At 66.9% G+C, this 25753-nt stretch carries 22 protein-coding genes and 1 pseudogene; 8 read left to right on the top strand and 15 right to left on the bottom strand.

From position 1 onward, the window contains the following. Nucleotides 1–24: 24 nt before the first annotated feature. The 4 genes from JQT67_RS03780 to JQT67_RS03765 form a co-directional block, all read right to left on the bottom strand. Nucleotides 25–1077, bottom strand: a complete 1053-nt coding sequence (locus JQT67_RS03780) for a Gfo/Idh/MocA family oxidoreductase (protein WP_208063584.1) — start codon at nucleotides 1075–1077, stop codon at nucleotides 25–27. Continuing rightward, complete coding sequence (locus tag JQT67_RS03775; RefSeq protein ID WP_307864196.1) at nucleotides 1077–1847, bottom strand: amino acid ABC transporter ATP-binding protein; 771 nt, start codon at nucleotides 1845–1847, stop codon at nucleotides 1077–1079. The genes JQT67_RS03780 and JQT67_RS03775 overlap by 1 nt, the downstream gene beginning before the upstream one ends. Beyond that, complete coding sequence (locus tag JQT67_RS03770; protein WP_208063583.1) at nucleotides 1844–2632, bottom strand: amino acid ABC transporter permease; 789 nt, start codon at nucleotides 2630–2632, stop codon at nucleotides 1844–1846. The genes JQT67_RS03775 and JQT67_RS03770 overlap by 4 nt, the downstream gene beginning before the upstream one ends. 68 nt (nucleotides 2633–2700) lie before the next feature. Then, nucleotides 2701–3552, bottom strand: a complete 852-nt coding sequence (locus JQT67_RS03765) for an ABC transporter substrate-binding protein (RefSeq protein ID WP_208063582.1) — start codon at nucleotides 3550–3552, stop codon at nucleotides 2701–2703. Nucleotides 3553–3715: 163 nt separating this feature from the next. Between JQT67_RS03765 and JQT67_RS03760 the strand changes: the two genes are divergently transcribed. Then, nucleotides 3716–4789, top strand: coding sequence for a LacI family DNA-binding transcriptional regulator (locus JQT67_RS03760; protein ID WP_307864195.1), 1074 nt, complete (start codon nucleotides 3716–3718; stop codon nucleotides 4787–4789). Nucleotides 4790–5432: 643 nt separating this feature from the next. Here JQT67_RS03760 and JQT67_RS03755 read toward each other — a convergent pair. Further along, entirely contained in the window at nucleotides 5433–5762 is a 330-nt protein-coding gene (locus tag JQT67_RS03755; protein ID WP_208063580.1) for a hypothetical protein, read from the bottom strand. On the opposite strand from JQT67_RS03755, the gene JQT67_RS03750 reads away from it, so the two are divergent. The 3 genes from JQT67_RS03750 (at nucleotide 5757) to JQT67_RS03740 (ending at nucleotide 10356) form a co-directional block, all read left to right on the top strand. Beyond that, nucleotides 5757–6848 carry a DUF726 domain-containing protein gene (locus tag JQT67_RS03750; RefSeq protein WP_208063579.1) on the top strand — a complete coding sequence of 364 codons (1092 nt, stop codon included), beginning with the start codon at nucleotides 5757–5759 and terminating at the stop codon, nucleotides 6846–6848. The two genes, JQT67_RS03755 and JQT67_RS03750, sit on opposite strands and share 6 nt — an antisense overlap. A gap of 95 nt (nucleotides 6849–6943) precedes the next feature. Further along, nucleotides 6944–9109: an McrB family protein gene (locus JQT67_RS03745; RefSeq protein WP_208063578.1), complete on the top strand. Its 2166-nt coding sequence runs from the start codon at nucleotides 6944–6946 to the stop codon at nucleotides 9107–9109. A gap of 29 nt (nucleotides 9110–9138) precedes the next feature. Next, on the top strand, nucleotides 9139–10356 hold the full coding sequence (locus tag JQT67_RS03740) for an McrC family protein (RefSeq protein ID WP_208063577.1): 1218 nt from the start codon (nucleotides 9139–9141) through the stop codon (nucleotides 10354–10356). Here the strand turns inward: JQT67_RS03740 and JQT67_RS03735 are convergent. From JQT67_RS03735 to JQT67_RS03715, 5 genes are all read right to left on the bottom strand, one after another. After that, nucleotides 10353–10820, bottom strand: a complete 468-nt coding sequence (locus tag JQT67_RS03735; protein WP_208063576.1) for a C-terminal helicase domain-containing protein — start codon at nucleotides 10818–10820, stop codon at nucleotides 10353–10355. The two genes, JQT67_RS03740 and JQT67_RS03735, sit on opposite strands and share 4 nt — an antisense overlap. A 181-nt stretch (nucleotides 10821–11001) precedes the next feature. Continuing rightward, entirely contained in the window at nucleotides 11002–12153 is a 1152-nt protein-coding gene (locus tag JQT67_RS03730) for a GIY-YIG nuclease family protein (RefSeq protein WP_208063575.1), read from the bottom strand. Further along, complete coding sequence (locus JQT67_RS03725; RefSeq protein WP_208063574.1) at nucleotides 12150–14123, bottom strand: DEAD/DEAH box helicase; 1974 nt, start codon at nucleotides 14121–14123, stop codon at nucleotides 12150–12152. The genes JQT67_RS03730 and JQT67_RS03725 overlap by 4 nt, the downstream gene beginning before the upstream one ends. Continuing rightward, complete coding sequence (locus JQT67_RS03720; protein ID WP_208063573.1) at nucleotides 14116–16803, bottom strand: DNA methyltransferase; 2688 nt, start codon at nucleotides 16801–16803, stop codon at nucleotides 14116–14118. Before JQT67_RS03720 ends, JQT67_RS03725 begins: the two co-directional genes overlap by 8 nt. Before the next feature lie 54 nt (nucleotides 16804–16857). Beyond that, nucleotides 16858–17046: a helix-turn-helix domain-containing protein gene (locus JQT67_RS03715; RefSeq protein ID WP_208063572.1), complete on the bottom strand. Its 189-nt coding sequence runs from the start codon at nucleotides 17044–17046 to the stop codon at nucleotides 16858–16860. A gap of 343 nt (nucleotides 17047–17389) precedes the next feature. Here JQT67_RS03715 and JQT67_RS03710 point away from each other — a divergent pair, with 343 nt between their 5' ends. Beyond that, nucleotides 17390–17629, top strand: coding sequence for a hypothetical protein (locus JQT67_RS03710; protein ID WP_208063571.1), 240 nt, complete (start codon nucleotides 17390–17392; stop codon nucleotides 17627–17629). A gap of 12 nt (nucleotides 17630–17641) precedes the next feature. Continuing rightward, nucleotides 17642–18250: a cysteine hydrolase family protein gene (locus JQT67_RS03705; protein ID WP_208063570.1), complete on the top strand. Its 609-nt coding sequence runs from the start codon at nucleotides 17642–17644 to the stop codon at nucleotides 18248–18250. On the opposite strand, the pseudogene JQT67_RS03700 reads toward JQT67_RS03705, so the two are convergent. After that, nucleotides 18189–19321, bottom strand: a pseudogene (locus JQT67_RS03700) (aldehyde dehydrogenase family protein); the annotation flags it as partial. The gene JQT67_RS03705 and the pseudogene JQT67_RS03700 sit on opposite strands and share 62 nt — an antisense overlap. Continuing rightward, nucleotides 19296–19844, bottom strand: coding sequence for an NYN domain-containing protein (locus tag JQT67_RS03695; protein WP_208063569.1), 549 nt, complete (start codon nucleotides 19842–19844; stop codon nucleotides 19296–19298). The gene JQT67_RS03695 and the pseudogene JQT67_RS03700, both read right to left, overlap by 26 nt. Nucleotides 19845–20285: 441 nt before the next feature. On the opposite strand from JQT67_RS03695, the gene JQT67_RS03690 reads away from it, so the two are divergent. Further along, nucleotides 20286–21056, top strand: coding sequence for a hypothetical protein (locus JQT67_RS03690; RefSeq protein ID WP_374222116.1), 771 nt, complete (start codon nucleotides 20286–20288; stop codon nucleotides 21054–21056). Nucleotides 21057–21094: 38 nt separating this feature from the next. Here JQT67_RS03690 and JQT67_RS03685 read toward each other — a convergent pair whose 3' ends face one another. The 3 genes from JQT67_RS03685 to JQT67_RS03675 all read right to left on the bottom strand — a co-directional run bounded on the left by JQT67_RS03685 (nucleotide 21095) and on the right by JQT67_RS03675 (nucleotide 24716). After that, complete coding sequence (locus JQT67_RS03685) at nucleotides 21095–21943, bottom strand: SDR family NAD(P)-dependent oxidoreductase (RefSeq protein WP_208063567.1); 849 nt, start codon at nucleotides 21941–21943, stop codon at nucleotides 21095–21097. An 8-nt stretch (nucleotides 21944–21951) separates the two neighbouring features. After that, nucleotides 21952–23466 carry a CoA-acylating methylmalonate-semialdehyde dehydrogenase gene (locus JQT67_RS03680; RefSeq protein WP_208063566.1) on the bottom strand — a complete coding sequence of 505 codons (1515 nt, stop codon included), beginning with the start codon at nucleotides 23464–23466 and terminating at the stop codon, nucleotides 21952–21954. Between the two features lie 89 nt (nucleotides 23467–23555). Continuing rightward, a complete protein-coding gene (locus JQT67_RS03675) occupies nucleotides 23556–24716 on the bottom strand; it encodes an iron-containing alcohol dehydrogenase (protein WP_307864194.1) in 1161 nt (386 codons plus the stop codon). Nucleotides 24717–24851: 135 nt separating this feature from the next. On the opposite strand from JQT67_RS03675, the gene JQT67_RS03670 reads away from it, so the two are divergent. Next, the gene (locus tag JQT67_RS03670) at nucleotides 24852–25748 is read left to right on the top strand and encodes a LysR family transcriptional regulator (protein WP_208063564.1); all 897 of its coding nucleotides are present in this window, start codon (nucleotides 24852–24854) and stop codon (nucleotides 25746–25748) included. Nucleotides 25749–25753: the final 5 nt, after the last annotated feature.

The raw sequence follows: 25753 nt of genomic DNA, 5'->3' as shown, positions 1-25753 counted from the left end.
CTTCGCTTTCTGGTGAGAGGGAGGTCAGAGCAGGGCGGCCGAGGCGGCGTGCGCCCGCTCGATGACGCGGAGGGCGGCGACGGCGTCGGCCGGGTCGACGGGCAGCGGCCCGCCGGTGCGGAGCGCCTCGGCGAGGCCGCGGTAGAAGGCGCCGTAGTCGCCGCGCAGCGTCGGCACGCGGCGGGTGTCGTCGCCGGTGCCGACGACGCCCCAGCGCTCCTCGGGCGTCTCGCCGAAGCCGTCGCCGCCGGGGCGCGCGCCGGCGAGCAGCGCGGGCTCCTGGCCGTCGAGTCCCCACGAGGTGTAGGCGGCGCGAGCGCCGAGCACGTGGAAGCGCGGCCCGAAGGTCGGCGCGATCGCGTTCATCGAGAGGTGCGACACGACGCCCGACTCGTGCTGCAGCGCGAGGAACACGTCGTCGTCGGCGGCCGCGCCCGCGCGGCGGCGGAACACCTCCGCGTGGAGCTCGTCGACGGCGCCGAAGAGCTGCATCGCCTGGTCGATGAGGTGGGTGCCGAGGTCGTACAGGATGCCGCCCGCTTCGCCGACGGTCGCCTCCGACTTCCAGCCGGCGCGCGGCTCGGGCTGCCACCACTCGAACCGCGACTCGAAGCGCCGCACCTCGCCGAGCGCGCCCTGCCCGATGAGCTGGCGGAGCGTCTGGAAGTCGCCGTCCCAACGGCGGTTCTGGTAGACGGTGATGCGCCGGCCGAGGCGCTCGGCCTGCGCGATGAGCGCCTCGCCCTCCTCCGCGGTCGTCGCGAACGGCTTGTCGACGACGACGTCGAGGCCGGCCTCGAGCGCCGCCGACGCGAGCTCGGCGTGCGTGCCGCTCGGGGAGCCGATCACGACGAGGTCGAGCTCGCCCGCCTGCGCCCACAGCGCATCCGGTGTCGGCACGACGCGCGCGCCCGGGTGCTGCGCATCCGCCGCCGCGCGCCGGTCGTCGTTCGCCGTCACGATGACGTCGAGCGAGTAGTCGGGATCGGCCGCGAGGAACGGCGCGTGGAAGATGCGGCCGGAGGTGCCGTAGCCGACGACCGCCGTGCGGATCGGCGAAGGCGCGCTCGCCGGCATCACAGCACCTCCGAGAGGAAGCGCTGGAGGCGCGGGCTCTTCGGGTGCTCGAAGAGGTCGCTCGGGGCGCCTGCCTCGACGACGCGGCCCTCGTCCATGAAGACGACCTGGTCGGCGACCTTGCGGGCGAAGCCCATCTCGTGAGTGACGACGAGCATGGTCATGCCGCGCTGCGCGAGCTGCGCCATGAGGTTGAGCACGCCCTTGACGAGCTCGGGGTCGAGCGCGCTCGTGGCCTCGTCGAAGAGCATGACCTCGGGCTCCATCGCGAGCGCGCGGGCGATCGCCACGCGCTGCTGCTGGCCGCCCGAGAGGTCGCGCGGCCGGTGGTCGGCGCGCTCGGCGAGCCCGACCTCCTCGAGCCGCGCCTCGGCGACGCGCCGCGCCTCGGCCTTCGAGAGGCCCTTGACGTGCCGCACGGCGAGCGCGACGTTCTCGAGCGCGGTGTGGTCGGGGAAGAGGTTGAAGTGCTGGAAGACGAGGCCGATGCGCTTGCGCACCGCATCCGGCTTCTGGGTCAGCACGCTCTCGCCCGCGAGCAGCACGTCGCCCGACTTCGGCTCGTGCAGCCGGTTGACGCCGCGCAGCAGCGTCGACTTGCCCGAGCCGGAAGGGCCGATGATGCACGTCGTCGTGCCGGGCGCGACCTCGAGGCTCACCTCGCGGAGCACCTCGATGTCGCCGTAGGCCATGGTCAGGTCGCGCAGCTCGAGGCTCGAGCCGGCGTAGAAGTGTCCGTCGGTGATGGGGACGGGGGTGGTGTAGGTCACGTGTTGCTCCCGTGGGTGAGGGCCGGCGTGGGCGTGAGCTCCTCGAGCTCGTCGAGTCCGCTCTTCGGCGGTGCGGGCTTGCGGCGGCCCGTGCGGAAGCGGTCGTCGAAGTAGTTCACGAGGTGCGTGAGCGGCACCGTGATCACGAGGTAGAAGACGCCCGCGAGCACGAGCGGCGACAGGTTGCCCGTCAGCACGGCGGCGTCCTGGCCGACGCGGAACAGCTCGCGCTCGGTGACGAGCAGGCCGAGGAAGTAGACGAGGCTCGAGTCCTTCACGATCGCGATGAACTGGTTCACGAGCGCGGGCAGGACACGGCGGATGCCCTGGGGCACGACGACGAGGCGCATCGCGCGGCCGTAGCTCATGCCGAGGGCGCGGCAGGCCTCGAGCTGCCCGCGGTCGACGCTCTGGATGCCGGCGCGGAAGATCTCGCCGATGTAGGCGCTCGCGATGAGGCTCAGCGCGAGGATGCCGAGCGGATAGGGGGAGGGGCCGAAGATCTGCTGGCTGATGCGGGCGAAGCCCTGGCCGATGAGCAGGATCGTCAGGATCGCGGGCAGGCCGCGGAAGATGTCGGTGTAGACGCGGGCGGGGACCCGCAGCCACTTCGACGGCGAGATGCCCATGATCGCCACGACCATGCCGAGCACGACGCCGATGGCGGTCGCCGCGAGCGAGATGACGAGGGTGTTGACGAGTCCGACGCCCAGCAGCTGGGGGAGGACCAGCCACATGGCCTCGAAGTCGAGGAAGGTCTTGATGAGGTTGTCGAGCCAGTCCATGGTGTGCTCCGTTGCTCGGTGGTGCCCGGCGCGACGCGGTCACGCCGCGCCAGGCACCGATGCTTCGATTACTCCGACTGCTCGCTCGACGGGAGGTACTGCTCGGGCATCGGGGAGCCCGGGAACCACTTCTCGTAGAGCTCCTTCCAGGTGCCGTCCTCCATCGCGGCGGCGAGCGCCTCGTTGAGCGCGGCCTGGAACTCGGGCTTGTTCTTCGCGATCGCGAAGCCGGCGGGAGCGTCGAACGACGGGATGTCGATCGCGTTCTCGAGCCCGTACTGCTCGGCGTACTCCTTCGCCGCCTCGTAATCGAGGAAGTGCGCGTTGATCGCGCCGCTGTTGACTGCAGAGATCGCGGCGTTGTTGTCGGGGAAGCGCACGAGCTCGGTGTCGGTGAAGTGCTCGACCGCGTACGCCTCCTGCAGCGTGCCCTGCACGACGCCGAGGCGCATGCCCGCGAGGTCGGCCTCGTCCTCGATGCCAGCGTCGGGGTTCGCCATGACGGTCAGGTAGCCGGCGAGGTAGCCGTCGCTGAAGTCGACGGTCTGCTGGCGCTCCTCGGTGATGCCGATCGCCGCGACGCCGACGTCGAACTGGCCGTTCGCGACCGCGGCGAGCAGCCCCGAGAAGTCCTGGCCGGTGAAGACGACGTCCTCGACGCCGATGCGCTCGGCCACGTCGGTGAAGAGCTCGACGTCGAAGCCGGTGAACTCGCCCGACTCGTCGGTGAACGTGTAGGGGCGGGCGTCGCCGAGGCTCGCGACTCGGATCTGGCCGGGCGTGATCAGGCCGTAGGGGTTGTCCTCGGTCGCGGACTCGGAGGCGCTCGGCGAGCCTCCCGAGCAGGCCGCGAGCGCGAGCGCTGCGGCCGCGGCGACGGCGGCGATCGCCGTGCGGCGGTGGGTGGGGCGGAGCTTCATGGTGATCCTCTCGATGGTGCAACGCCGTTGGTGCTGCATCGGATGCTGTCGGTCCCGTTGCTGAGACCGGTCTCACTCGGTTATGTTGAGACCGGTCTCAACCCGTTTGCTGGGACAGTACGGCACGACACGGCGAGACGTCAACATGCGAATCGGAGGAGCGGTGAGCGAACCGGCAACCACGGGCAACGGGCGGCGCGAGGTCACGGTCAGCGACGTCGCGGTCGCGGCCGGCGTGTCGAAGGCGACCGCCGCCCGCGCGCTCGGCGACTACGGCGCGGTGAGCGATGCCGTGCGCGACCGCGTGCTCGGCGCTGCGGATCGGCTCGGATACCGCCCGAACGCGCTCGCTCGCACGATGAGCACGGGCCGTTCGAACACGCTCGGCATCGTCGTCGGCGACATCGAGAACCCGTTCTTCGCGCAGGCGACGCGTGGCGCGGCCGACGTCGCCGCCGCGGCCGGCTTCGACCTGATCCTCTCGAACTCCGACGAGGACCTCGAGACGGAGGCGAAGGCGATCGGCGTCCAACTGGCGAAGCGCGTCGACGGACTGCTCGTCGCTGCCGCATCATCGGTCGAGACCGAGAACCTGCGCTCCGTCGTCGACGCGGGACGGCCACTCGTGCTCTTCGACCGCACGGCGCAGGGCGTCGAGGCAGACAGCGTCATCGCCGCGAACCGGAGCGGCGCGCGCGAGCTGACCTCGCTGCTCGTCGACGCGGGGCACCGCCGGATCGCGTTCATCTCGACCACGACGCATCCGACCGACTTCGACCGGTCAGCTGTGCTGCCGACGTCGTCGGTCGCGGAGCGCGTCGAGGGCTTCCTCGATGCGCTGACCGCGGGCGGCATCGAGCACCCCGAGCAGCACGTGCACCTCAACGCGCGCCGCGAGGGCGTCGAGCGGATGGCGACGCGGCTGCTCACGAGCGACGACCCGGTGACCGCGATCGTCGCCTCCGACAGCCTCATCGCGCTCGGCGTCTTCCGCGCTGCGCGAGAGCTCGGCCTGCAGATCCCGCGCGATCTCTCGCTCGTCGCGTTCGACGACGCCGATTGGACGGGCGTCGCAACGCCGGGCATCACGGTGATGGCGCAGCCGATCCACGAGATCGGCGCGGAGGCGGCGGAGCTGCTCATCCGTCGCGTGCGCGGCGACGGCCGCCCGCCGGTGACGCGGGTGCTGAAGCAGCACCTCATCGAGCGTCAGTCGGTGGCGCCACCCGCGCGCTGACGTGCCGCGAGCGTCCAGATCATCGAGGACGACCCCTGCGGCATGCTCGCGTTCCAGCCGCGCTGGCTGACGTCGCTGCGCGAGGCTCGACCCGAAGCGCGTCGTCTAAGTTGCATCGATCTCGAAGGTGCTCGCGTAGGGCCTGCGGTTCGATCGGGCGGTGGTGCCCGAAGCGGCACCCGCTGCGGGGCATGCCGCAGTCGACGGTTAGCTGCCCTTCGCCGCTGAGCCACGCGCTCGCGACCGACTACGTCTGGGTTCAGCCGGAGGCAGCCGAGCGGCTGGGCGTCTCGACCTGCGGCGAAGCGATGCACGACCGCTGACGGGGCCGGCGCCCCGACCGTGCCAAGATCGATCCGTGCCGAGGTCAATCCATGTTCACCTTCACGAAGGCGAACGTCTTCGCGTCGCGATTACCTCAGATCAGGGAGCGACGCTTTCCCTCAGTGGGGAACTCGCTGACACCCAGCCAGCGGCGGATGAGGGCGGCGCGTTGGCGGAGAATCGTGCTCTGCACAGCAATCTCTGGGCGCACGCCAAGACCTGGTACACGGCGCGGGCGATCTCTAGCGTTGAAGCACTGCGCCACGCCGACCCGAAAGCGCAGCGGGCGGCACTCGAACATGCCGATGAACTGCGCAAACTAGCGCAGAAGCAGGCCGATGCGTTCGCGCGGCAAGCCCAGTGGATCGCGGATGTAGCCGATGATGTCTCCTTGCTCGATGTTAAGCAGGGCTGGTGTTCTTCGTGCTTCTTCAAGACGGAGCATCGAAAGTCGAACCGTCCTGCAGGCCAGATGCATGTGTATGTATGCAGAGGCTGCGGCTCTCCTACCCTGCCTTGCGTTGCCATCGGGTGCCGGCACATGGCCGTGCGCGGACCAGGTGCGGTCCGGATCCCAATGTTCTGTGCTGAGCATCGTCACGACATCCCCGGTTTCGAGAAGGCGCATGGCGCGATCGGGGAGTTGCATGAGTACGAGGAATTCCTCAAGTATGAGGAACCCGATCTCGACAGGGCATCGAAGATCGCAGCTGCGCTCGCAGTAGCCGCTGTCGGCATCGGGGTCCCCGTCGGGCTCGCTGCAGCGCCAGCCATCGGTGGCGCGATCGGGTCACTCGGTATGTTCGGCGGATTCTCTGGCGCGGCAGCTTCGGCGCATGGTCTCGCGCTGCTGGGAGGGGGGTCGATAGCGGCGGGGGGCTTGGGCATGGCCGGGGGCACCGCGGTGCTAACGGCCGTCGGTGGCGCGGTCGGCGGCGCACTCGGCGCGTCCGTCGCGAATGCATACCTGCAGGAGGACAAGTCCTTCAGGATCGAGTTGCTGCGACCTGGGTCGGGCGGCGTGCCTGTGCTCGTCGCGAATGGCTTCCTGAGTGAGGGCGACGGAGAGCGATGGGGCGGCTGGAAATCGATGGTCGACGCGCGTTATCCGGACTCTCCGGTGTACAGGGTTCGCTGGGGGTCGAAGGAGCTGCGGCACTTCGGGTTCACTTCAGCCGGCACATTGAGCTCAGTGGGGCTCACGGCTCTGACGAGGGCCGCGGCTGCGGCGGCGACCAAGGCCGGTGCGCGTCTGCTCGGAAACGTGGTCGGGCCAGCACTCGTGGTCGCGGATCTTGCGCGGAACCCCTGGCACGTTGCCAAGACTCGCGCTGACAAGACCGGGGTTGTCGTTGGAGATCTGCTGGCGAGAACCGACGCAAAGGAGTACGTATTGATCGGACACAGTCTCGGTGCCCGCGTGATGGCCGTCGCAGCTGAAACGCTCGGTACAAAGCCGGGCGGCCCTCGTATTCAGACAGTTCATCTTCTCGGTCCAGCGATGGGGGCGAAGAGGAACTGGGAGGGCCTGACGGCCGCCGTCGACGGCTTGATCTACTGTTACCACTCAAGCAACGACGCTGTCCTCAAGATCGTCTACCCCGCCGCTCAGGTCGGACAGAGGGCCGCCGGGTTCGCCGGATTCATTCCTGGGTCCGGCAAGGTCGAGAATGTGGATGTCACTAAGACGGTGAAGACGCACTTCGAGTACCAGAATCACGTGCAACTCAGGTAGAGGTTTCGCACCAGACAGTCACAGAGCGTCGCGATGTGGTGACTGTCGCCGATCTCGCTCATACACTCAAATCGACGGAGGAGTCAGGAGAGTGCATGGTCAACGACGTTCTGCGAGCGGCGCGAGCGAGGGCGACCCTCGAGGTCCTTGCTGATCGAGCTCCGCACGGTGATTGGATCCCGCTGCCGGAGATCTGGAACGCGGTGCTCGCGCGCCTGCCGTTGACGCCGTATGAGCAGGAGCTTAACTCGAGCGGGAGACCGCGCGGAGAGACCGACTTCCGGTTCGCAAGTTCTGACTTGGTCGTAGCCGGCTGGCTGCGCAAGCGTCCTGGCGGGGCAGGCCATTGGGCGGTGACACCCGCGGGCCTGGCAGCGTTGGCGGAGTTCGAGGACGACGAGCTCTTCGCGGAAGCGCAGCGCCGCTACGCCGCCCAACGCGCCAAACTTCGGGAGGCCCAGGCCGAAGGCTACCCCGTGCACTGGGTTACAGCGGAGGCCGCCGAGCGTCGCGTGCTTGCCGCGGCCGACATGTTCGTCGATCGAGCTTTGCGGCAAGGCGGATCGGCGTTCGGCGATGGTCGAACCGTATGGTCGCGCGCCAATGTAGAACATCTCCACCGTCTGTGGGCGGCCTCGGAACGTACTCCGGATCGGGACTTCGTGCAGAACCTCGAAATGCAGCTCGCCGACGCCACCGACGACATGAAGCTCCTCATGGCGGAGGTCGTGACGCTTCAGATGCTCCCGATCTCTGGAATGGGGCATGCGAAGAAGCGCAAGCGCGTCGATGCGGTCCTGCAGTTCATGTCCCATCCGGTCGAGCTGCCCCGGATGATCGACGAGGCGTTTGGCGGCGGGTCCTTCAATCCCGGGCCAGCGATGAGTTCCGGCGTGAATAAGGCCGTCACCTTCCTTCTCGACTTTGCCATGAGTTGGGTTGCGCTGACTGAGGAGCAACGAGAGCAAGCGCTCGCCGAGCCGATCGCGTTCCGGGACATAGTGCGTGCGGTCACCGGTGATGCCTTCCCGACGCAGCGGTACGCGTTGCTATACCTGGTGCATCCGTCGTACTTCGGCCCCGTGGTCTCCGAACAGCATCGCGAGCGAATAGTGACGGCGTTCATCGGCGAGCTCGGTGGCGATGCGACAGGCGACCTCGACCAGGATCTGTTCGCGATCGTCCGGGCGCTGCAGGTGAAGGAGCACAGCCCGATCAACTTCTATTCCTCTCCTTTGCTTGACAGATGGCAACCCAGAGAAGCACCGGTTCCGACCGACCCGGACGAACCGGTGCGCGATCTGGAAGCTGAGCCCATCAAGTTCGACGCGCGAGGGTTCGCGCCGCGCGACATCGACACTGCGGCGCTCGCGCAACGGCTCGAACTCGACGCTGTCTGGTTCGATTCGGTGCTCGACGCGCTGCACCGTCGCGGTCAGGTGATCCTCTACGGCCCGCCCGGCACAGGCAAGACCTTCGTCGCTCGTGCGCTCGCGGACGCGATCGGCGACACCCAGACAACGAAGCGTATCCAGTTCCATCCGTCGTACACATATGAGGACTTCTTCGCCGGCTATCGTCCGGTCGCGGACGCGCACGGGCAGTTGCGATTCGAGCTCTCGCTGGGTCCACTCCGGCGAATCGCTGACGACGCGAGACGGAACCCCGAGCTTGCGCATGTACTGCTAATCGACGAGATCAACCGAGCGAATCTCTCGAAGGTGTTCGGCGAGCTCTACTATCTGCTCGAGTACCGCGATGACCCGATCGACGTGCTGTACGCCGGTTCCGGCGACAGCGGGGGATCGACGTTCCAGCTGCCCCCGAACGTGCTGATCATTGGCACGATGAACACGGCCGATCGGTCGATCGCGCTGCTCGACTCCGCGATGCGGCGCCGGTTCTCATTCTTCGAGTTGCATCCAGACGTTGCCCCACTGCACGGCATCCTCCATCGCTGGCAACAGCGGTATCCCCAGGAACAGCCGATCGCGCAGCTCTTCGACGAGCTCAACGCATCGATCGGCGACCGCGAAGATCGGATCGGCCCGAGCCACCTGCTGCTCGAAGAGCCGATCACGCCAAGCAGGCTCAGGTCCGTGTGGAACGAGAGCATCTTGCCCTTGCTGGAAGATCGCCACCTCGGTACGGGGATCGACGTGAGTGCAACGTTCGGTCTGGAGGTGCTACTGGCGCAGCTGCGTCAGCGAACTTCAGAACCGCCCAGTGACGGGAGCCGCGGGGCGGTCGAGGTGGAGTGATTACTCGAACGTCACCCCAGTCGCCGCACGTGCGCGTCTCGGAACTGGGAACGACATCGGTGCGCCTTGCTCCGACAGAGGCCGCCCTCCTTCAGTCGCTCGACGTCTGTGCACTCACGCCCACGCTGGAATCGGGCGTCTGGCACATCAGCGATGTGCGACGTGTCGGGATCGTCGATCTCGGCGGCCAGATCGTGGAGTTCATTCCGAAAGTGCCGATCCGCTCGCTGGTGTACATGGCATCGGCTGGTCACGCTCAGCTCGCGCTAGCGGGGACCCACATCGCCGTTGATTCCGATGTCGCTATACCGAGTGCCTTCGCCGCCGCGCTCCTCGAGGCGGTCGCTCACGCGACGCGGGGCGGCTTGGTGAAGGGCTACAGAGGCACTGAAGAGTCATCCACCGTCCTTCGTGGTCGGTGGGATGTGGTGCATCAGATCAGACGCCGGCCCGGTAGGCTCTTGCCCGCCGAGATCCGATTCGATGACTTCACCGAGGACGTCCTCGAGAACCGTATCCTCGCAGCTGCCTTGCGCGTCGCAGCACGGTTCGCCGGTTTGCCTCCGGCGCTGCAACGTCGACTGCGCGCGGCGCTCGTCGATTTCGCCTCGGTGACCGCTTTGTCGCCCAGGGCGGCGCTGGCGGACAATGTGGTCCCGGATCGGCGCACAGCGCACTACGAGTCAGCCCTGCGAATCGCAGAGTGGATCTTACGGTCCGCGTCATGGACGCGTTCGGCTGGTCGGCGCGCGGGAGGCGCCTTCGTCGTCGAGCCGGCGGCGCTCTTCGAGTCGTTCATAGGTCATCGGCTCCGCGACCACCTGCAGCCGACCGAGATCTCGGTGCAGTTGCAGGCGAGCCGTTGGCGGCTCGACGACGAAGGCCGAGTGAGGATGCGACCGGACATCGTCCTGAAGCGGGAGGGTCGAGTCGTCGGGGTCGCCGACACGAAGTACAAGCGGCACGGTGACACTTCGGCCTCGCCGCCGAATGCTGACATCTATCAGGCGCTCGCCTACGCGACGGCCGCAGGCCTTGAGGCTGCTCACCTCATCTACGTCGCCCGGGAGGTGGAGACGGTTGAGTTGCGCATCGGCGTTGCCCGTAAGCGTGTCATCGTTCACGCCGTCGACGTGAGCGGCGCCCCCGCGGCTCTCGACGCAGAGGTTCGACGCTTGGCGCTGGCGCTGCATTCATCGTCGGTCTCGGCCGGGCCGAGCGCGAGTCCGGTCGCAGCCGCCCGCTAAGATCCCGCGCACACCGGGCTCGTGAACCGGCTCAGCGTCGCCAGCCCCTCCAGCGTGCGCGGCAGGTGGTCCGCAAGGGCGGGGAGTGGACAAGGCGAGGCTGCCCACCTCGCCCGCGAGACTGAGACGTTGAGGCGGTTGCGGTTCAGGAGGAAGTCGATGCCGCGCGGTGCCTCGGTCGCGTCCGAGGCGCCGAGGCTGACGATAGCGACGACCTTCTCACGGCCCTGGAACTTGTCGACCGTGCCGACCGGCACGTCCGTCAACCCTCGTGCGTCCAACGCGCGCCGCACGGATTCCACCCGTGCGTTGTAAGGCGTGATTACGATCACGTCGGACTGGAGCAGAGGTCGCGACGGCTGGCCCTCGCCGGGCGTCCAGGTGAGCCCGAGGTGCTGTGACACGAGCGCGACGACCGCCGCTGCCTCCTTGCGTGAGGCGGTCGCGTTCCCTGCGTGATGCACAGGCACCGCGTGCAGACCAGCCGTCACCCCTTCGAGCGCGCGGCCGCGTGCGTGCGAGCGAGCGCAGCTGCCCCTCGTACGACAGCTGCGACACCGGGGCGGCGAGCGCGGCAGAACATCGAGCTACTTCACCTGCTATCTCCCTCGGTAGTCTCGCCGTGTTCTGTGCTCATAGCCGTCATCAGCGGAGCCGAAGCTCTCTAGCCTCAGTGTCGTACTCGTAGTCGACAATGTCGCCCGACGTAATCAGTTCGATGGCCTGGTCGATCACACGCAGAGGGACGGAGTACCACTCGGAGGGTTCGTAAACGCGGCCGTCCTTACCAACCTGACTGACACGGAGGCGCTTGTCGCTGAACACGCGGTGCAGCAAATGTTCGAGCGCCGAGGTCTTGAGGTTGTAGGTGCGGTAGCTGGCAACGACCTCAACAGGGGCCATCAAGTATGTCGGCTGTCTCTCGGCGTGAGCGACGCGTTTCTCGACCGGGCCGCGTGAGAAGCCGATCTTGTGCAGGTCGGGAACTTCCTGGATCAGCGGGTCGTCGCTGAGCGAGCGCAGGACGTATACGTAGCCGGTTGCGACGTCATCGGCCAGGACTGACTCGAACTCTGCCGGAACGACAGCCTGGCCGTGCCCCTCGCCCATGCGGATGCCGAGCGACTGTCGGTACATCGAGGACTCGGTCCCGTTCTCGAAGATGACGCGCAGCCGTTCCCGGCGGTTCACGCGAACGGTGGTGGTCTTGTACTCGGTCTCGCCAACATCCGCGATAAAGAGCATCACACCATTGAGGACGAAGAACGCGCCCTCGACGATGTGTTGCATCCCCGGGAACGCCACCAGCTTTGATGCGCCGTTTGCGAGCTCTGCATGCTGTTGCTGGAACAGCGGCTCGAACTGCTCGAAGTCCTCTGCGCGCACACGCTGGGCCGCGTCGGCCGATGCTTCCGGGCTCTTACGCTGCGGCAGATCGGAGGTATCGAGAAGCCCACTGTCGTCGTCGAGCAGCCCGAGATCGTCACCTTCGAGGAGATCATCGAGGGAGGCCGGCGCTTCCGGCTCGACGAGCAAGCCGAATTCGTCCAGGTGCTTGAGCCCCGCGCTCTTGTCGTCGCTGGCCAGGATGCCTTCGAGACGTGCACCGAGCTTGCGCTCCGCGATCTCTCTGGTGTCCGAGCGCGGTGGCCGCTCGTGCTCGCGGTAGAATTCGACGATCTCAAGGAACGACCGCTCGAGCCGGTCGGCACTGGTGAGCTTGGGAGCCTTCTCTGGGGTGTCGAGGAGGCCGTCTTCGTCCGAGTCGAAGATGCTCTGGAAGTCGTTATCGCTCATGACTCCTGCAACCTCTGCTGGGCTTCGTGCTCGCGCTTCTTCTTGCGTAGGAACAGCAGCGCTTCGGCGTAACGCTTCTCGGTCGGGTCATCGCTGCGTACGTCGGGTTGGCGTCGGTTGACCTTGGCGAACTGTTGAATCTTCGGCCAGAGCAGCCGCGCCTCTTCCTCGGTGATCTCGACACGGGTCGCCGTGATCGTGTCCTGAATGATGCGCAGCACCTGCGGCGTCACCGACTTCGAGAGCACCTCGAAGGCGCGCTGGAACGGGTTGACCTTGTCGATTAGATTGATGTCGATGTCATCGATGTTGACGAACTTGTCCGACATCTTGATGAACCGCTTGTCGCCAACCTCGCGCACCTCGCCGTTCTTGATAACGGAGTCGACGACGACCTGCTGACGCAGCTCCTCTATCTGGGTCTCGTTGAGGTCGGGATACTTCTCCCGGATGATTTTCGGGATCAGCACCTTGTTGTTGACTTCGGCGTCGAGGTTGCCTGCCGCGGCCTTGACGAAGGTGTCGTTCTGCAGGATGGTCGCCTTGAGGTCATTCAGGTCGGTGGCGACGATCTGCTTCACTCGATCGGTCGACGGCTCCTTGAACCCCTTAATCCGGAGCTCTCCCGGCTGCGGGGCGTCGTCGTTGCCGGTCTTCGTCTTGAACGTGAAGTTCGGTGCCAGCACCTGCTCCATGAGTAGCGAGGCGGTGATCGCCTTGAGCATGTTGTTGACCGACAGCTTCACCTCATCGGTGGTCGCGTCCGGCTGGGCGATGAGGTTGGTGAACTGAGCGTGCTTCTTGCCGGGGCTATCGCGCGTGACTCGCCCGATGATTTGGATGACCTCGGTGAGCGACGCCCTGTAACCGACGGTCAGGGCGTGCTCCGCGAAGGGCCAATCGAAGCCCTCCTTGGCCATGCCGAGCGCGATGATGATGTCCACCGCATCACGCTCCTTCGAGGCGACCGAGGTCAGGTAGTGGAGCGTCTCAGCACGGGCGATCTGGTCGGTATCGTCGACGAGATCCGCCACGCGCACGAGCTCGCCGTTGTCGCGGCGGCGAATCCGCATGACATTCGATTCCTCGGTCTCGGTCGAAATGACCTCGCCGATGGCATCGAGGATGAAGCCGACCTCCTCGATCTTGTCCTTGGTGGACTCGCCGCTGTTGACGCTCGGGATGTGGATAATCGTCTTCTTGTCGAGATCGAGGATCTCGTGGATCGCGCTCGTGTAACGGCCCTGGTAGAAGTGGTGCCCGATGCCAAGCGACTTGAGGTGCTCGTAGCCATTGAGCTGGTCGTAGTAGTTGAACGTGACCGGAGTGAACTTCGCCTCGTCCTCCGGCAGAAGCACCGGCACCGAGTCGCCTCGGAAGTACGAGCCGGTCATCGCGACGATGTGCGCATCCGATCCGGCCATGACGCCCTTGAGCAGGTCACCCAGACGGTTGCTGGAAGTATCAGCCGAGACGTGGTGAAACTCGTCGATGGCGAGCACCGCGCCGTCGAACGCAGAAGCGGGCAGCTTCTCGTAGGCGAAGCGCAGCGTGGCGTGGGTGCAGACGAGGGTGGCGTCCGGCCCCTCCAGGAAATCAATAAACTGCTGCACCTTGCCCGACGACGAGCCGGGCGTACAGAGGTTGTTCTTCTCCTTAATCTCCCAGTCCGCGAAGAAGCCGAAACGGCTCAAGTTCGTCGTCGAGAACGATCCGCCAATGGACCGCTCGGGTACGGCGACGATGACCTTCTTCCGGCCCTGGTAGTAGAGCTTGTCGAGCGCGACGAACATGAGGGCTCGCGACTTGCCCGAGGCCGGCGGTGCTTTGACGAGCAGGTACTGCGTACCGCGCTGCTCCCAGACGCGCTGCTGCATCTCGCGCATGCCGAGCTCGTTGGTGTGCACACTGTTTCCGGTCTGCGCATACGTGACGTTCGCGATGTTCGTCGGCTTCTTGATCTCAGTCACTTGCGCTCTCCTCGGCAGTCATCTGTTCATACATACCGAAGAGGTATGACAGTCGCTCCTCGTCGCCGTCGAAGCCGCGCTTGCGGTAAGCCGCGTCCACGAGCTCGTCCAGCTCCTGGTGGGCCAGGCGGAGGTCGTCGGGCATCAGGTCGGGGTCGTACAGCTCCGCCAGCGTCTTCTCGGAGTGGTACTCGCGCACGTCGAGCACGCGGAAGGCGGCTTCAGCGAGCTGCTCCTTGGCGGAGGCTGCCAGGGACGGTGCCGGGAAGTTGTGATAGACGATTGTGTTCGTGTAGCGGAAGTCGGTCTTCATCCGTCCTGCGACGGCTCTCGTCCAAACCATATGCATGCGCGACGTCAGGAGCGCAAAAAGCCACGGTTGAGCGTCATAGACAACATAGGCGGCATTCGACACAACGTAGCCCGCAGGGAGGTATCCGATCGGAATGTACTTACGTCGTTCTGAGGAAGTACTCGGAACGACGACCGACGCAGTTGGCTTATAAGCAGGCTGCTTGAAGCGCCAAGGACGCGCCGCGAAATCCCGGGTCGACTTATCGTTTCGACCGCTTCTAAATTCCACCACCTTTCTCAGCCGCGCGTCGATACTTGGGATCTGAGTCGCCTCACCCGCATCTGCATCTTCAATCCATAGGCAATAGCGCTCGATGTCATTGATAAACTCGGATGACCCTACGTAACGCTTCAGAAACTTGCTCGCTTCAGGCGCTTCTCTAAGCATTTCGTCCCGCTGTTCAGCCTCAAGAATGAGCCAGCCTTGGTCAGAAGCCTGTGAGCCACGCACCATCCGCTCCAGCGCGCGCGAACGAGGGCGAGATTCGCGTTGAATCAGGACCGAAGGCCCGTCAGCAAGATAGCCATTGATTCGCGACGCCTCGACCCGTAGATTTTCTGTGTACAGATACTTTGGCCCGGGCTTGGGGTTTCGGAGGTTGATCACTGCAACGGTTACGCCAGCGTTGCGCTTGGCGTTGTTCTCCCACTTGAACGACGTATAGGCGAACCCGATCTCCAGGCCCATGTCGAAGATCGTCGGGAACATGAGTCCGACGTGCTCGCCCTGGGCAACCGAGTTCGTGGTCACAAAGGCGAGTTCAGCCCTCGTGCCGCGGATGTAGTCGGCGCCCTTGACGAACCACAGAGCAATGTAGTCGAGGTTCTTTGAGAACGTCCGACGCCCGAACACATAACCAAAATCGTCCTTCTGCGAGGCGGACTGCATGCTTGAGCCGGCGTAGGGCGGGTTCCCGATGAGGTAGATCTCCTCAACACCGTCGTTTGGGCAGACCGTGTTCCAGTCGATTCGCGCGGCGTTGCCCTGCTTGACCTGGCCCGTCTCCTTCAGCGGGATAAGGGGGATGTTGAGCTTGAACTTTTCGAAGAACTCCCGGTTCATCTGGTGCTTGGCGATCCAGAGTGAGAGGATCGCGACCTCGGCCGCGAAGTCGTCCAGCTCCAGTCCGTAGAAGTTCTCGATGTTGATCTTCGACTCGGCGTACAGCGTCTGGTGACGGCTATCGAGCTGTGCGAGCCGCTCCAGAATCGCGTGCTCGAGTTTGCGCAGCTCCTTGTAGGCGATGACGAGGAAGTTGCCAGAGCCACAGGCGGGGTCGAAGACCTTGATCTGCGCGACTCGCCGCAGCAGTGCCTCCAGCTTGGGCGCGCTGTCGAAGGCAGCATCGAACTGCTCCTTGAGTCCATCGAGGAACAACGGCTCGATGGTCTTGAGGATGTTCGGCACCGACGTGTAGTGCTGCCCGAGATCGGAGCGCTGACCAGGCGTCACGACTGCCTGGAACATCGAACCAAAGATGTCGGGGTTGATCTCGTTCCAGAGCAGCCGACCGCTCTCCAGCAGCAGATCACGAGCTCTCCTGTTGAAGGCCGGCACCGTGTGATGTTCCTCGACCGTGAACAGGCGCCCATTGACGTAGGGGAAGCTCGCAAGATGAGCGGGCTTGTCGGCTGGTTCGGCGGTGTCCAGCGCCGTGAACAGGTCGGTTAGGAACTGGTGGGCATCCGAGCCATCAGGTTGCGTCAGCGTACCAACGGCCTCGGTGAATTGCCCCTCTTTGAAGATGCCGGTGTCCTCTGCGAAGAAACAGAAGAGCAGCCGCGCGAAGAAGACGTTGAGCGCGTGACGCCCGATCGTTGTGGTGTTGAGCTCGGGATTTAGCGCCAGCAACTCGTCGAATAGCTTCGCCATCCGCTCCGCGGCTTTGACATCCGCGTGGGCCTCGGCAACGTACTGCGCCTTCTCCATGCCCGCCCAGGGTAGGAAGAATGTGAAGTGCTTGTCGATGTCCGAGATCGGAATGGCGAGCGAGTCGTTCGTTTTCGTGTCGACGGCCAGCAGCTCTTCGTAGTCGGTGACGACGACGAAGCGAGTGTTGTAGCGAACCACGGTCGGGGCGCTGCGGAGCTCATCGATCACGGCCAGAAGATCGTCCGTCGTCTCCTTGAAGTAGATGACGTTCTTCTGCGCGACCTCGGTCGACGGATCGTCGGCAACGTTGAGCGAGCCGTTGCGCAGTCGCGTGATGTTGCTCGACGAGCGTCCGTAGGCAGCCAGCAGCTCGAAGATGAACTCGCGGTCGTAGTGGCTACGTCCACCGAGCGGCCTGACGCGGTGCTCGACGGACTTGAGGTTAAGCCTCATCGGATCGCGCCTCCCCCACATCGTGCCATGAGCCCCGGTGAGCCACCGCGCCGCTCACTCTTCATCCGCCGTCCCGGCGCGGCCGCTCCGCACCCACTCGTCGATCTCGCTCGCCTGGAACTTCCAGAGGCGACCGACCTTGTGGGCGGGCATCTCTTTCTCCGCAATCCAGGCGTAGACGGTGTCTTTCCTTACGCCGAGATGCGCGGCGATGTCGTCTGCCGACAGCCAGGGCTCAGTCACGAGACGCCTCCTGCACCGAGTCTGACCGGGTTTGGCCCGGTTTCTTAAACCCTAGCCGCAGGTGCGGGCATGTGCAGCGTTTTTCACGACGCACTGGCGGTGGATCCAACCTGTCCCAATCTAAGCGATCGTCGGCTCTAGTCGCACCCCGCCATGACCTTGGTGCAGTGGGTGGACGTCGCTGAGGTGCGCGCGCGGACGACGTCGTCATCGCGCCGAGCGAGCTCCCCGAGCTCATTGCGCTGCTGCACGTGCTGGCCGAGCCGGACCGCCATCGCGATCGGCGGCGGGAGGCCGACGCATCGCCGCTGCGATTCCGGCGAATCTGTTGTGGCAGCTGCGCGTGCACGCGCCGCTGTGGGCGCGCTTCCGGCTGCGGGCGTTCCTCCCGTTCCAGGCGGCCGGCAGCGGCTTGTCGTTCGATGCGTCGCTGGACGCGGTCAGGCCGCTGCCGCTGACGGCGTTCTTCGAGCGACTTCCCCGCGAACTTGGCGAGGGTGTCGCGCTGCTGGTTCGAGAGGATGTTGATGCCGAGGTGCGTGGAGGCGAACAGCGCCGGGTGCGCGGCGGAGCCCGCGCGTGAGACTGGCGGTGCATGACCGCCCTCGTCGCCATCGACATGCAGCAAATCTTCCGCGAGAGCGAGTGGGCGACGCCCGGCTACGACGCGCCGGCCGAGCGCATCGAGCGGCTCGTCGAGGCGGCATCCGGCCCCGTGCTGCGGACGTGCTTCGTGCGCGACCCCGCCAAGCACGGCAGCTGGCGCGGCTACTACGACCGCTGGTCGGGCTGCCGCGAGGAGCCGGACTCGGCCGTGTGGGAACTCACCCGCACGCCCGGCGACGACGACGCCGTCATCACCCTACCGACGTTCTCGAAGGGGGGCGACGCGCTCGCCGCCGCGACCGACGGGCACGACCCGCTGGTGGCAGGCGTCGTGAGCGGCTGCTGCGTGCTCTCGACGGTGCTCGGGGCTGTCGACGCGGGCGGGCGGGTCACCGTCGTGACGGATGCCTGCGCGGGTGCGACGGACGTCGCCCACGCACAGGCCCTCGCGCTCATGGAGATGCTCGGTCCGATGGTGCAGCTCGCTGAGACGTCCGAGCTCCTCCGCGCCGACGCATCCGCAGTCTGGCTGTGCGTCAGTTGCTCGGGAATCCGAGGTTCAGACCGCCGTGGCTCGGGTCGAGCCAGCGGCTCGTGACGACCTTCTCACGGTGTAGAAGTCGAACGCGTGCTTGCCGTAGGCCTTGCCCTGGCCGAACGCCGACTGCTTCCAGCCGCCGAACGAGCGGTAGCCGACGGGCACCGGGATCGGCACGTTCACGCCCACCATGCTCACCTGCACCTCGTTCTGGAACCGGCGCGCGGCGCCGCCGTCGTTCGCGAAGATCGCCGTGCCGTTGCCGAACGGGTTCGCGTTGATGAGCTCGAGACCCTCCTCGTACGAGGCGACTCGCACGATCGGAGCACCGGGCCGAGGATCTCCTCCTGGTACGCCTTCGACTCCGTCGGCACCTCGTCGAGCAGCGTGGGGTTCGCCCAGAAGCCGTTCGGGTCGCCGTCGACCTCCGGTCACGACCGCGACCACGACCGTCGCGCTATCGCCCTCGGCGGTGCCGTTGTAGCCGACGACCTTGTCGCGGTGCGCGGCCGAGATGAGCGGGCCCATGTCGTTGTCGCGCGTGCCGTCCCCGGTGCGAATGCCCTGCATCCGCTCTGCGATCTTCGCCTGCAGCTCGTGGCGATCGACTCGACCGCGACGACCACCGAGATCGCCATGCAGCGGTCGCCCGCCGAGCCGAAGCCGGCGTTCGCCGCCGCGTCGGCGGTGACGTCGAGGTCGGCCTCGGGCAGCACGAGCATGTGGTTCTTCGCGCAGCCGAGCGCCTGCACGCGCTTGCCGTGCTTCGAGCCAGTCTCGTAGCCCGCCTCGGCGTAGAGCTCGGCGATGAACACCGCGGCCGATGGGTCCTTCTCGGAGGGCTTCAGCACGACCGAGTTGCCGGCCGCGAGCGCGATCGGCGCGAACCACAACGGCACTATCGCCGGGAAGTTGAACGGGCTGATGATGCACACGACGCCGAGCGGCTGCCGGAGCGAGTGGGCGTCGACGCCGGTCGAGACGTTCTCCGAGGACTCGCCCTTCGTCATGAGCGGGAACGCGCTCGCGAGCTCGACGACCTCAATCGCGCGCGATCTCGCCCAACGCATCCGAGTGCGCCCGAGAGCCCTCGGAGGGCTGCAGGTCAGAGGAATTCGAGCGGGTTGAATTCGTCGATCGGGATGATGCGCACGCGCGGCAGGCGGCTCGTGAACGCGGCGACGTCGTACTCCAAGTCGAAGAACTCGATGCCGTCGACGTCGCGCAGGTCGCCGGCCATGAATTCGCCGAAGCCGACGATGCCGACGCGGCGCGCGCCGTCCTCGGCTAGGCGCTGCATCTGCAGTGCGAAGTCCCGGTCGTGGCTCACGAGCATGACGTCGTCTGCCCGTGCGGCCAACGCATCCGCCGTCTTCTGGATCGCGATGTCGACGACCTTGCCCTCGCCGCTCAGCGGCACCGGCCGGTAGCCCATCGCGATGAGCGCCTGCACGAACGACGCCGGCAGCTCGTGCGAGACCGCGAGGAAGAACAGGCCCTTCACCGGCTGCTGCCATGCGCGCTCGGCGAAGTCGAGCACCTTGTTCCAGCGGGGGCGCTCCTGCGGCTCCGGGCGGCGGTCGAGGATCGAGACGCCGAGCGTGGCGTCGATGTTCTCGCCGTCGATCAGCAGGTACGTGGTGCGCTCCGGCATGGGGCGAGACTAGCGCTCGCTCGCTCCGTAGTTGGTGCCCGAAAGTAGGGTGCCTGAGTGGCTACTACGGCGTTGCACACGCGTGAACAGATCGCTGCCTTCCTTGATGACGGCGAGACCCGGTTAATCGCGGCTGCGTATCGCGCCCCGGACAAAGCCGGCCAACTCTTCGTGCTTCCGGATGGTTCCGCACAAGAGTTGCGCGATTGGACCAAGACGCAGCTTCGATGCATGATCAAAGACTGCAGCTCGCCAGACTTAACGACCGTCGCTCGGAGCAGAGCTAGAGACGGCTTCGCGCACTTCAGGGGAGGGGGTAGGCACGGAGCAGAGACTGTTCACCATCGTCAAGGGAAAGCAGTCGTTGAACGATGGCTCCGTCGGGTCAGCCAGGACTCAGTCATCGAGGTCGAAGCCGCTTCTGATACCCAACGATCGAACGTGGCTGACGTCATGCTGACCTTGCCAGGTGGCGAGCGGGTTGCCTTCGAGGTGCAGTACGCGGGCATGACCGTCGCGGCTTGGCAACAGCGTCATCGTTCGTACCGGGCGCAGGGCATAGTCGACATCTGGCTTTGGGGTCACACAAGCCTGTCGCGAACGCGCGGGAGTTCGGCGAGGAACGAGTTCCGGTTGCGAGAAGTGCAAGAGGCGGCTCGCGAAGCCGGTTCCTTGGTGTTCTTCCTAAACCCCATCACCGAGGAGCTCGCCGTTGCGACAAGTTCTGAACTCGGCCTGACGATGGCCGCCAAGGGGCGGGACGTCGGTCTCGCTTTGATGTCCTTGTCCGAGGTGCAAGTTAACGAGGACGGCCCGGTGTGTTGCGTACTGGCGCAGCTTGCGCGAGCCGCAGTCGAGGCTCAAGAGCGTCGCGACGCCGAAGCGGCGCGAATTCGAGTCCTAGCACTCCAAGCTGCGGAAGCTGCTGCCGAAGCGTTCCGTCGTGAACAGGCTCTTGCGGCTCAGCGTGATGCTGCCCGTGCAGCGGCTGCCGCGGCAGCACCAGCGGCAGCCGCAGCAGTCCCCAAGGAAGATCCGGTTCCGTCGAGCGATCGAGCGCGCCGCCCCGAGCCAAGAAACGCAAGCCTCAATGCGACGTGCATCCAGTGTGGCTTGCCTCTTGATGAACTGCTGCGCGCGTCGGGCGTGCATGTGGGCCGATGCCGGCGCCTCCGCGATCGCAAAGGCGCTGCCGCTCGCTGGGAACACTGAGGCGTCGACACGCTGGTCGTATCTCGTGTCTCGGAGCCTTATAGCCTTGCCGCTGACTCGTTGAGCAGGCGGGTGCGCTCGTGCACGTACGGCGGCAGCGGATGCGTCATGGCGTACGGGCGGTCGTGCTCGATCGCGTCGAGCATCAGCGGGCCGACGGCGGCCGGGTCGATCGCGCCGGGTGCCTCGGCGCCAGCCTGCATCGGCTCGCCGTCGGTGTACGTCTGCCACGGCACAACGCTGCGCGCGTCGGCGCGCTCGGCCGTTGGGCGCAGGCGCTCGCTCGTCGCGAAGCCGGTCTGCACTGGACCGGGGTAGAGCACGGTGACGCCGATGCCGAGCCCGGCGGCCGCATACTCGGCCCGCGTCGCGAGCGAGAACCCGTCGATCGCCGCCTTCGACGCCGTGTACGCCGCGTGGCCGGGTGTCGGCTTCAGGGTCGCGATCGACGAAGTGTTCACGATGTGCGCAGGGAGCGGCGACGCGGCCATGCGCGGCACGAAGGCCCGGTGCCCGTGGAAGGCGCCCCAGAAGTTCACGCGCATGATCCACTCGAAGTCGCCGACCGACGCATCCCAGCTCGCCCGGTACGGCCGCCACGTCACGCCCGCATTGTTCACGAGCACGGCGATGTCGCCGAGCTCGGCGTAGGCGACGTCGGCGAGCGCCTCGACGTCATCGGGCTGCGACACGTCCGTCCGCACGGCGATCGCCCGGCGGCCGATCGCGCGCAGCTCGTCGCGCACGCGCTCGGCCGCCTCGAGCTCGATGTCGGCGACGACGACGTCCATCTCGGCTCCAGCGAGCGCGAGCGCGATCGAACGGCCGATGCCGCCGCCACCACCGGTGACGACGGCACCCCGCCGGCGCAGGTCTTCCCTACGCATCCGCTGTCTCAGTTCTCGGGGAAGCCGAGGTTGAGGCCGCCGTGGCTCGGGTCGAGCCAGCGCTGCGTGATCGCCTTCTCGCGCGTGAAGAAGTCGAAGCCCGCGGCGCCGTAGGCCTTCGAGGAGCCGAAGAGCGACTGCTTCCAGCCGCCGAACGAGTGGTAGGCGACGGGCACGGGGATCGGCACATTGATGCCGACCATGCCGACCTGGATCTCGTTCTGGAACTTGCGGGCCGCGCCGCCGTCGTTCGTGAAGATCGCGGTGCCGTTGCCGAACACGCCCGTGTTGATGAGCTCGACGCCCTCCTCGAACGACTTGATGCGCACGACCGAGAGGACGGGTCCGAAGATCTCCTCCTGGTAGGCCTTCGACGAAGTGGGCACGTTGTCGAGCAGGGTCGGGCCGAGCCAGAAGCCGTCGGCGTCGCCGTCGACCTCGATGCCGCGGCCGTCGATGACGACCTTCGCGCCGTCGGCCTCGGCGATGTCGATGTAGCCGGCGACCTTGTCGCGGTGCTGACCGGTGATGAGCGGGCCCATGTCGGTGCCGCGGCGGCCGTCGCCGATGCGCAGGGTCGCGACGCGCTCCTGCACCTTCTCGATGAGCGCGTCTGCGATCGAGTCGATCGCGAGCACGACCGAGACGGCCATGCAGCGCTCGCCCGCCGAGCCGAAGCCGGCGTTGACGGCCGCATCGGCGACGAGGTCGAGGTCGGCGTCGGGGAGCACGAGCATGTGGTTCTTCGCGCCGCCGAGCGCCTGCACGCGCTTGCCGTGCTTCGCCGCGGTCTCGTAGATGTACTGCGCGATCGGCGTCGAGCCGACGAACGAGAGCGCCTGCACCTCGGGCGCGGTCAGCAGCCCGTCGACGGCGACCTTGTCGCCGTGCAGCACGTTGAAGACGCCGTCGGGGAGGCCCGCCTCCTTGAGCAGCTCCGCCATCCACATCGCCGCGGACGGGTCCTTCTCGGACGGCTTCAGCACGACGGTGTTGCCCGCGGCGATCGCGACCGGGAAGAACCACAGCGGCACCATCGCGGGGAAGTTGAACGGGCTGATGATGCCCACGACGCCGAGCGGCTGCTTGACCGAGAAGACGTCGACGCCGGTCGAGACGTTCTCCGAGTACGCGCCCTTCAGCAGGTTCGGGAACGCGGTCGCGAGCTCGACGACCTCGAGCCCGCGCGCGATCTCGCCGCCCGCATCCGAGAGCACCTTGCCGTGCTCGCTCGTGATGATCTCGGCGAGCTCGTCGCGGCGCTCGTTGAGCAGCTCGCGGAAGCGGAACATGATCGCCTGCTTGCGGGCGATCGACAGATCGCGCCAGGCCGGGAAGGCGGCCTGGGCGGCGTCGATCGCGGCGCGCACGTCGGCGTCGTCGGCGAGTGCGACGTGCTTCGTCACGACGCCGCGGGCGGGGTCGTAGACGGGCGCGGTGCGGCCGCTGCCCGACTCGTGGGCGGCGCCGCCGATCCAGTGGTGGACGGTGGCGGTCTCGGTGGACTGCTCGGTGATGGTCATGGATGCTCCTGGTTGCGTTGGGTTCGTGGGTGGGCTTCGACACGATCTGCGCCTTCGGCGCGGACCGGCTCAGCCAGCGGGGGAGGGGCCTACTCGTAGATGGCGGCGTAGAGCTGCTCGATCTCCTCGGCCGTCGGCACGCGCGGGTTGTTGTTCGGCGAGCCGGAGGCGAGCGCCTGCTGCGCCATGACGGGCACGCGCTCGTCCCACTCGGCGCGGTCGATGCCGCGCGTCGCGGGCGTCGGCACCTCGACCTCGCGGGCGAGGGTGCGCAGCTCCCGCACGAGCGCGTCGGCAGCTGCGGCGTCGGAGTCGGCGTCGGATGCGACCCCGAGCGTGCGGGCGCACGTCGCGTAGCGCTCGACGGCGTGCTCGACCGAGAAGGCCGTGATCTCGGCGAAGAGCATCGCGTTCGCCATCCCGTGCGCGATGTGGAAGTGGGCGCCGAGCGGCCGGCTCATGCCGTGCACGAGCGCGACCGAGGCGTTCGAGAACGCCATGCCGGCGAGGGTCGCCGCCGTCATCATCTCCTCGCGCGCCTCGCGGTCGCCGCCGTCGCGGTAGGCGCGGCGCAGGTAGCGGCCGATGCGCGAGATCGCGGCGAGCGCGTAGGTGTCCGAGATCGGGTTGGCCTTGCGGCTCACGTACGCCTCGATCGCGTGGGTGAGCGCGTCGATGCCCGTGTCGGCGGTGAGGCGCGCCGGCATCGAGACGGTGAGCTCGAAGTCGACGACCGCGGCCTTCGGCAGGTAGCCGGGCCCCGCGCAGAGCATCTTCTCGTTTGTCTCGCTGTCGGTGATGATCGTGAACTGCGTCACCTCCGACCCCGTGCCGGCGGTTGTCGGCACCGCGATGACCGGGAGCGCCGGGCCGGTGAACTGGAACGGCGCCTTGAGCTCGCGCATGTGGCCGCCGCGTACCGCGAGCGCAGAGAGCGCCTTCGCGGTGTCGATCGGGCTGCCGCCGCCGAGCGCGACGATGCTGTCGGCCTCGTGCGCGCGGATCGCCTCGAGCCCGGTCTCGAGAGAGTCGGTCGTCGGGTCGGGGATCGTGCCGTCGTAGACCGCGGCCTCCAGGCCCGCCGCCGTGAGCGCATCCGCCACCCTCGCCGCGAGGCCCGTCGAGACGAGGAAGCCGTCGGTCACGACGATCGGCCGCTCGGCCCCGAGGGTCTGGAGCAGCTCGCCGATGCTGTCGACGCCGCCCGCGCCGAATCGGAGGATGGGAGGGGTGTTGATGTCGATGCTCACCGGTTGCACGCCTTCGTGGTCGGACCCGTCAGAGGGTGTGGATGCGTCCAGCATCGCTTGGCACGGATGCAGGCGTCAACGACTAAGCGCGCAGGCGAGACTGCAGAAGTGCAGGGCGGCGGGCACAATGGATGCGTGGATGCCGAGAACCTGAGATTCCTGCTCGAGGTCGCGCGAACCGGACGCTTGCGAGACGCCGCGGCGCGCCTGGAGGTCGACGAGACGACGGTCTCGCGCCGCATCAGCCGGCTCGAGCAGGAGCTCGGTGTGCGCATGTTCGACCGCACGCCGCAGGGGTGGCGCGTCACCGACTCGGCGCGGCTGATCCTGCCGCACGCGGAGGCGGTCGAGTCGAGCGTCGCGCGCGCGCTCGAGGCTGTCGTCTCGCGACCGGGCGAGCTGAGCGGCACGGCGCGGCTCCTCGCGCCGGACGGATTCGGGGCGAACGTGCTCGTGCCGGGACTGCGGCCGCTGCTGGACGCGCACCCCGGCCTCTCGCTCGAGGTCATCACCGCGACGAGCCACGACCTCATCACCGCGCGCGACTTCGATGTCGCCGTCACGCTCGAGAAGCCCTCGCCGCGGGCGGCGGCGGTGCGGCACCTCGCCGACTACGAGCTGCGCGCCTACGCGTCGCGCGACTACCTCGAGCGGCACGGCACCCCCAGCTCGGTCGACGAGCTGCGGCGCGACCACGACCTCATCTGGTACGTCGAGGCCTTGCTCGATGTCGCGCCGCTGCGGATCCTCGACGAGCTGCTGCCGCGCGGCCACGCCCGGCTGCAGACGAACAACATCACCGGTCAGCACAGCGCGACGCGCGCCGGCCTCGGCGTCGGGATCCTGCCGACCTACATCGGCGGCGCCGACCCGGAGCTCGTCGGCGTGCTGCCCAAAGAGTTGCGCATCCAGCGCACCTACTGGCTTGTCGTGCCGCGCGACCTCACCGAGCTGCTTCGCGTGCGGGTGATCACCGAGGCGATCGATGCGCTCGTCGCGGAGCACCCGCACCTGACGTCGGGGGAGCGCTGACCGGC

The sequence above is a fragment of the Agrococcus sp. TF02-05 genome, assembly GCF_017565345.1.
Lineage (GTDB): Bacteria > Actinomycetota > Actinomycetes > Actinomycetales > Microbacteriaceae > Agrococcus > Agrococcus pavilionensis.
The sequence above is the reverse complement of the archived record's forward strand: the minus strand, read 5'-3'. Positions and strand labels throughout refer to the sequence as shown.

Coding starts and splice junctions, on each gene's coding strand:
- JQT67_RS03780 (WP_208063584.1), bottom strand. CDS start 1,077: ATGCCGGCGAGCGCGCCTTCGCCGATCCGCACGGCGGTCGTCGGCTAC.
- JQT67_RS03770 (WP_208063583.1), bottom strand. CDS start 2,632: ATGGACTGGCTCGACAACCTCATCAAGACCTTCCTCGACTTCGAGGCC.
- JQT67_RS03765 (WP_208063582.1), bottom strand. CDS start 3,552: ATGAAGCTCCGCCCCACCCACCGCCGCACGGCGATCGCCGCCGTCGCC.
- JQT67_RS03755 (WP_208063580.1), bottom strand. CDS start 5,762: ATGCAACTCCCCGATCGCGCCATGCGCCTTCTCGAAACCGGGGATGTC.
- JQT67_RS03745 (WP_208063578.1), top strand. CDS start 6,944: ATGGTCAACGACGTTCTGCGAGCGGCGCGAGCGAGGGCGACCCTCGAG.
- JQT67_RS03730 (WP_208063575.1), bottom strand. CDS start 12,153: ATGAGCGATAACGACTTCCAGAGCATCTTCGACTCGGACGAAGACGGC.
- JQT67_RS03720 (WP_208063573.1), bottom strand. CDS start 16,803: ATGAGGCTTAACCTCAAGTCCGTCGAGCACCGCGTCAGGCCGCTCGGT.
- JQT67_RS03705 (WP_208063570.1), top strand. CDS start 17,642: ATGACCGCCCTCGTCGCCATCGACATGCAGCAAATCTTCCGCGAGAGC.
- JQT67_RS03695 (WP_208063569.1), bottom strand. CDS start 19,844: ATGCCGGAGCGCACCACGTACCTGCTGATCGACGGCGAGAACATCGAC.
- JQT67_RS03685 (WP_208063567.1), bottom strand. CDS start 21,943: ATGCGTAGGGAAGACCTGCGCCGGCGGGGTGCCGTCGTCACCGGTGGT.
- JQT67_RS03680 (WP_208063566.1), bottom strand. CDS start 23,466: ATGACCATCACCGAGCAGTCCACCGAGACCGCCACCGTCCACCACTGG.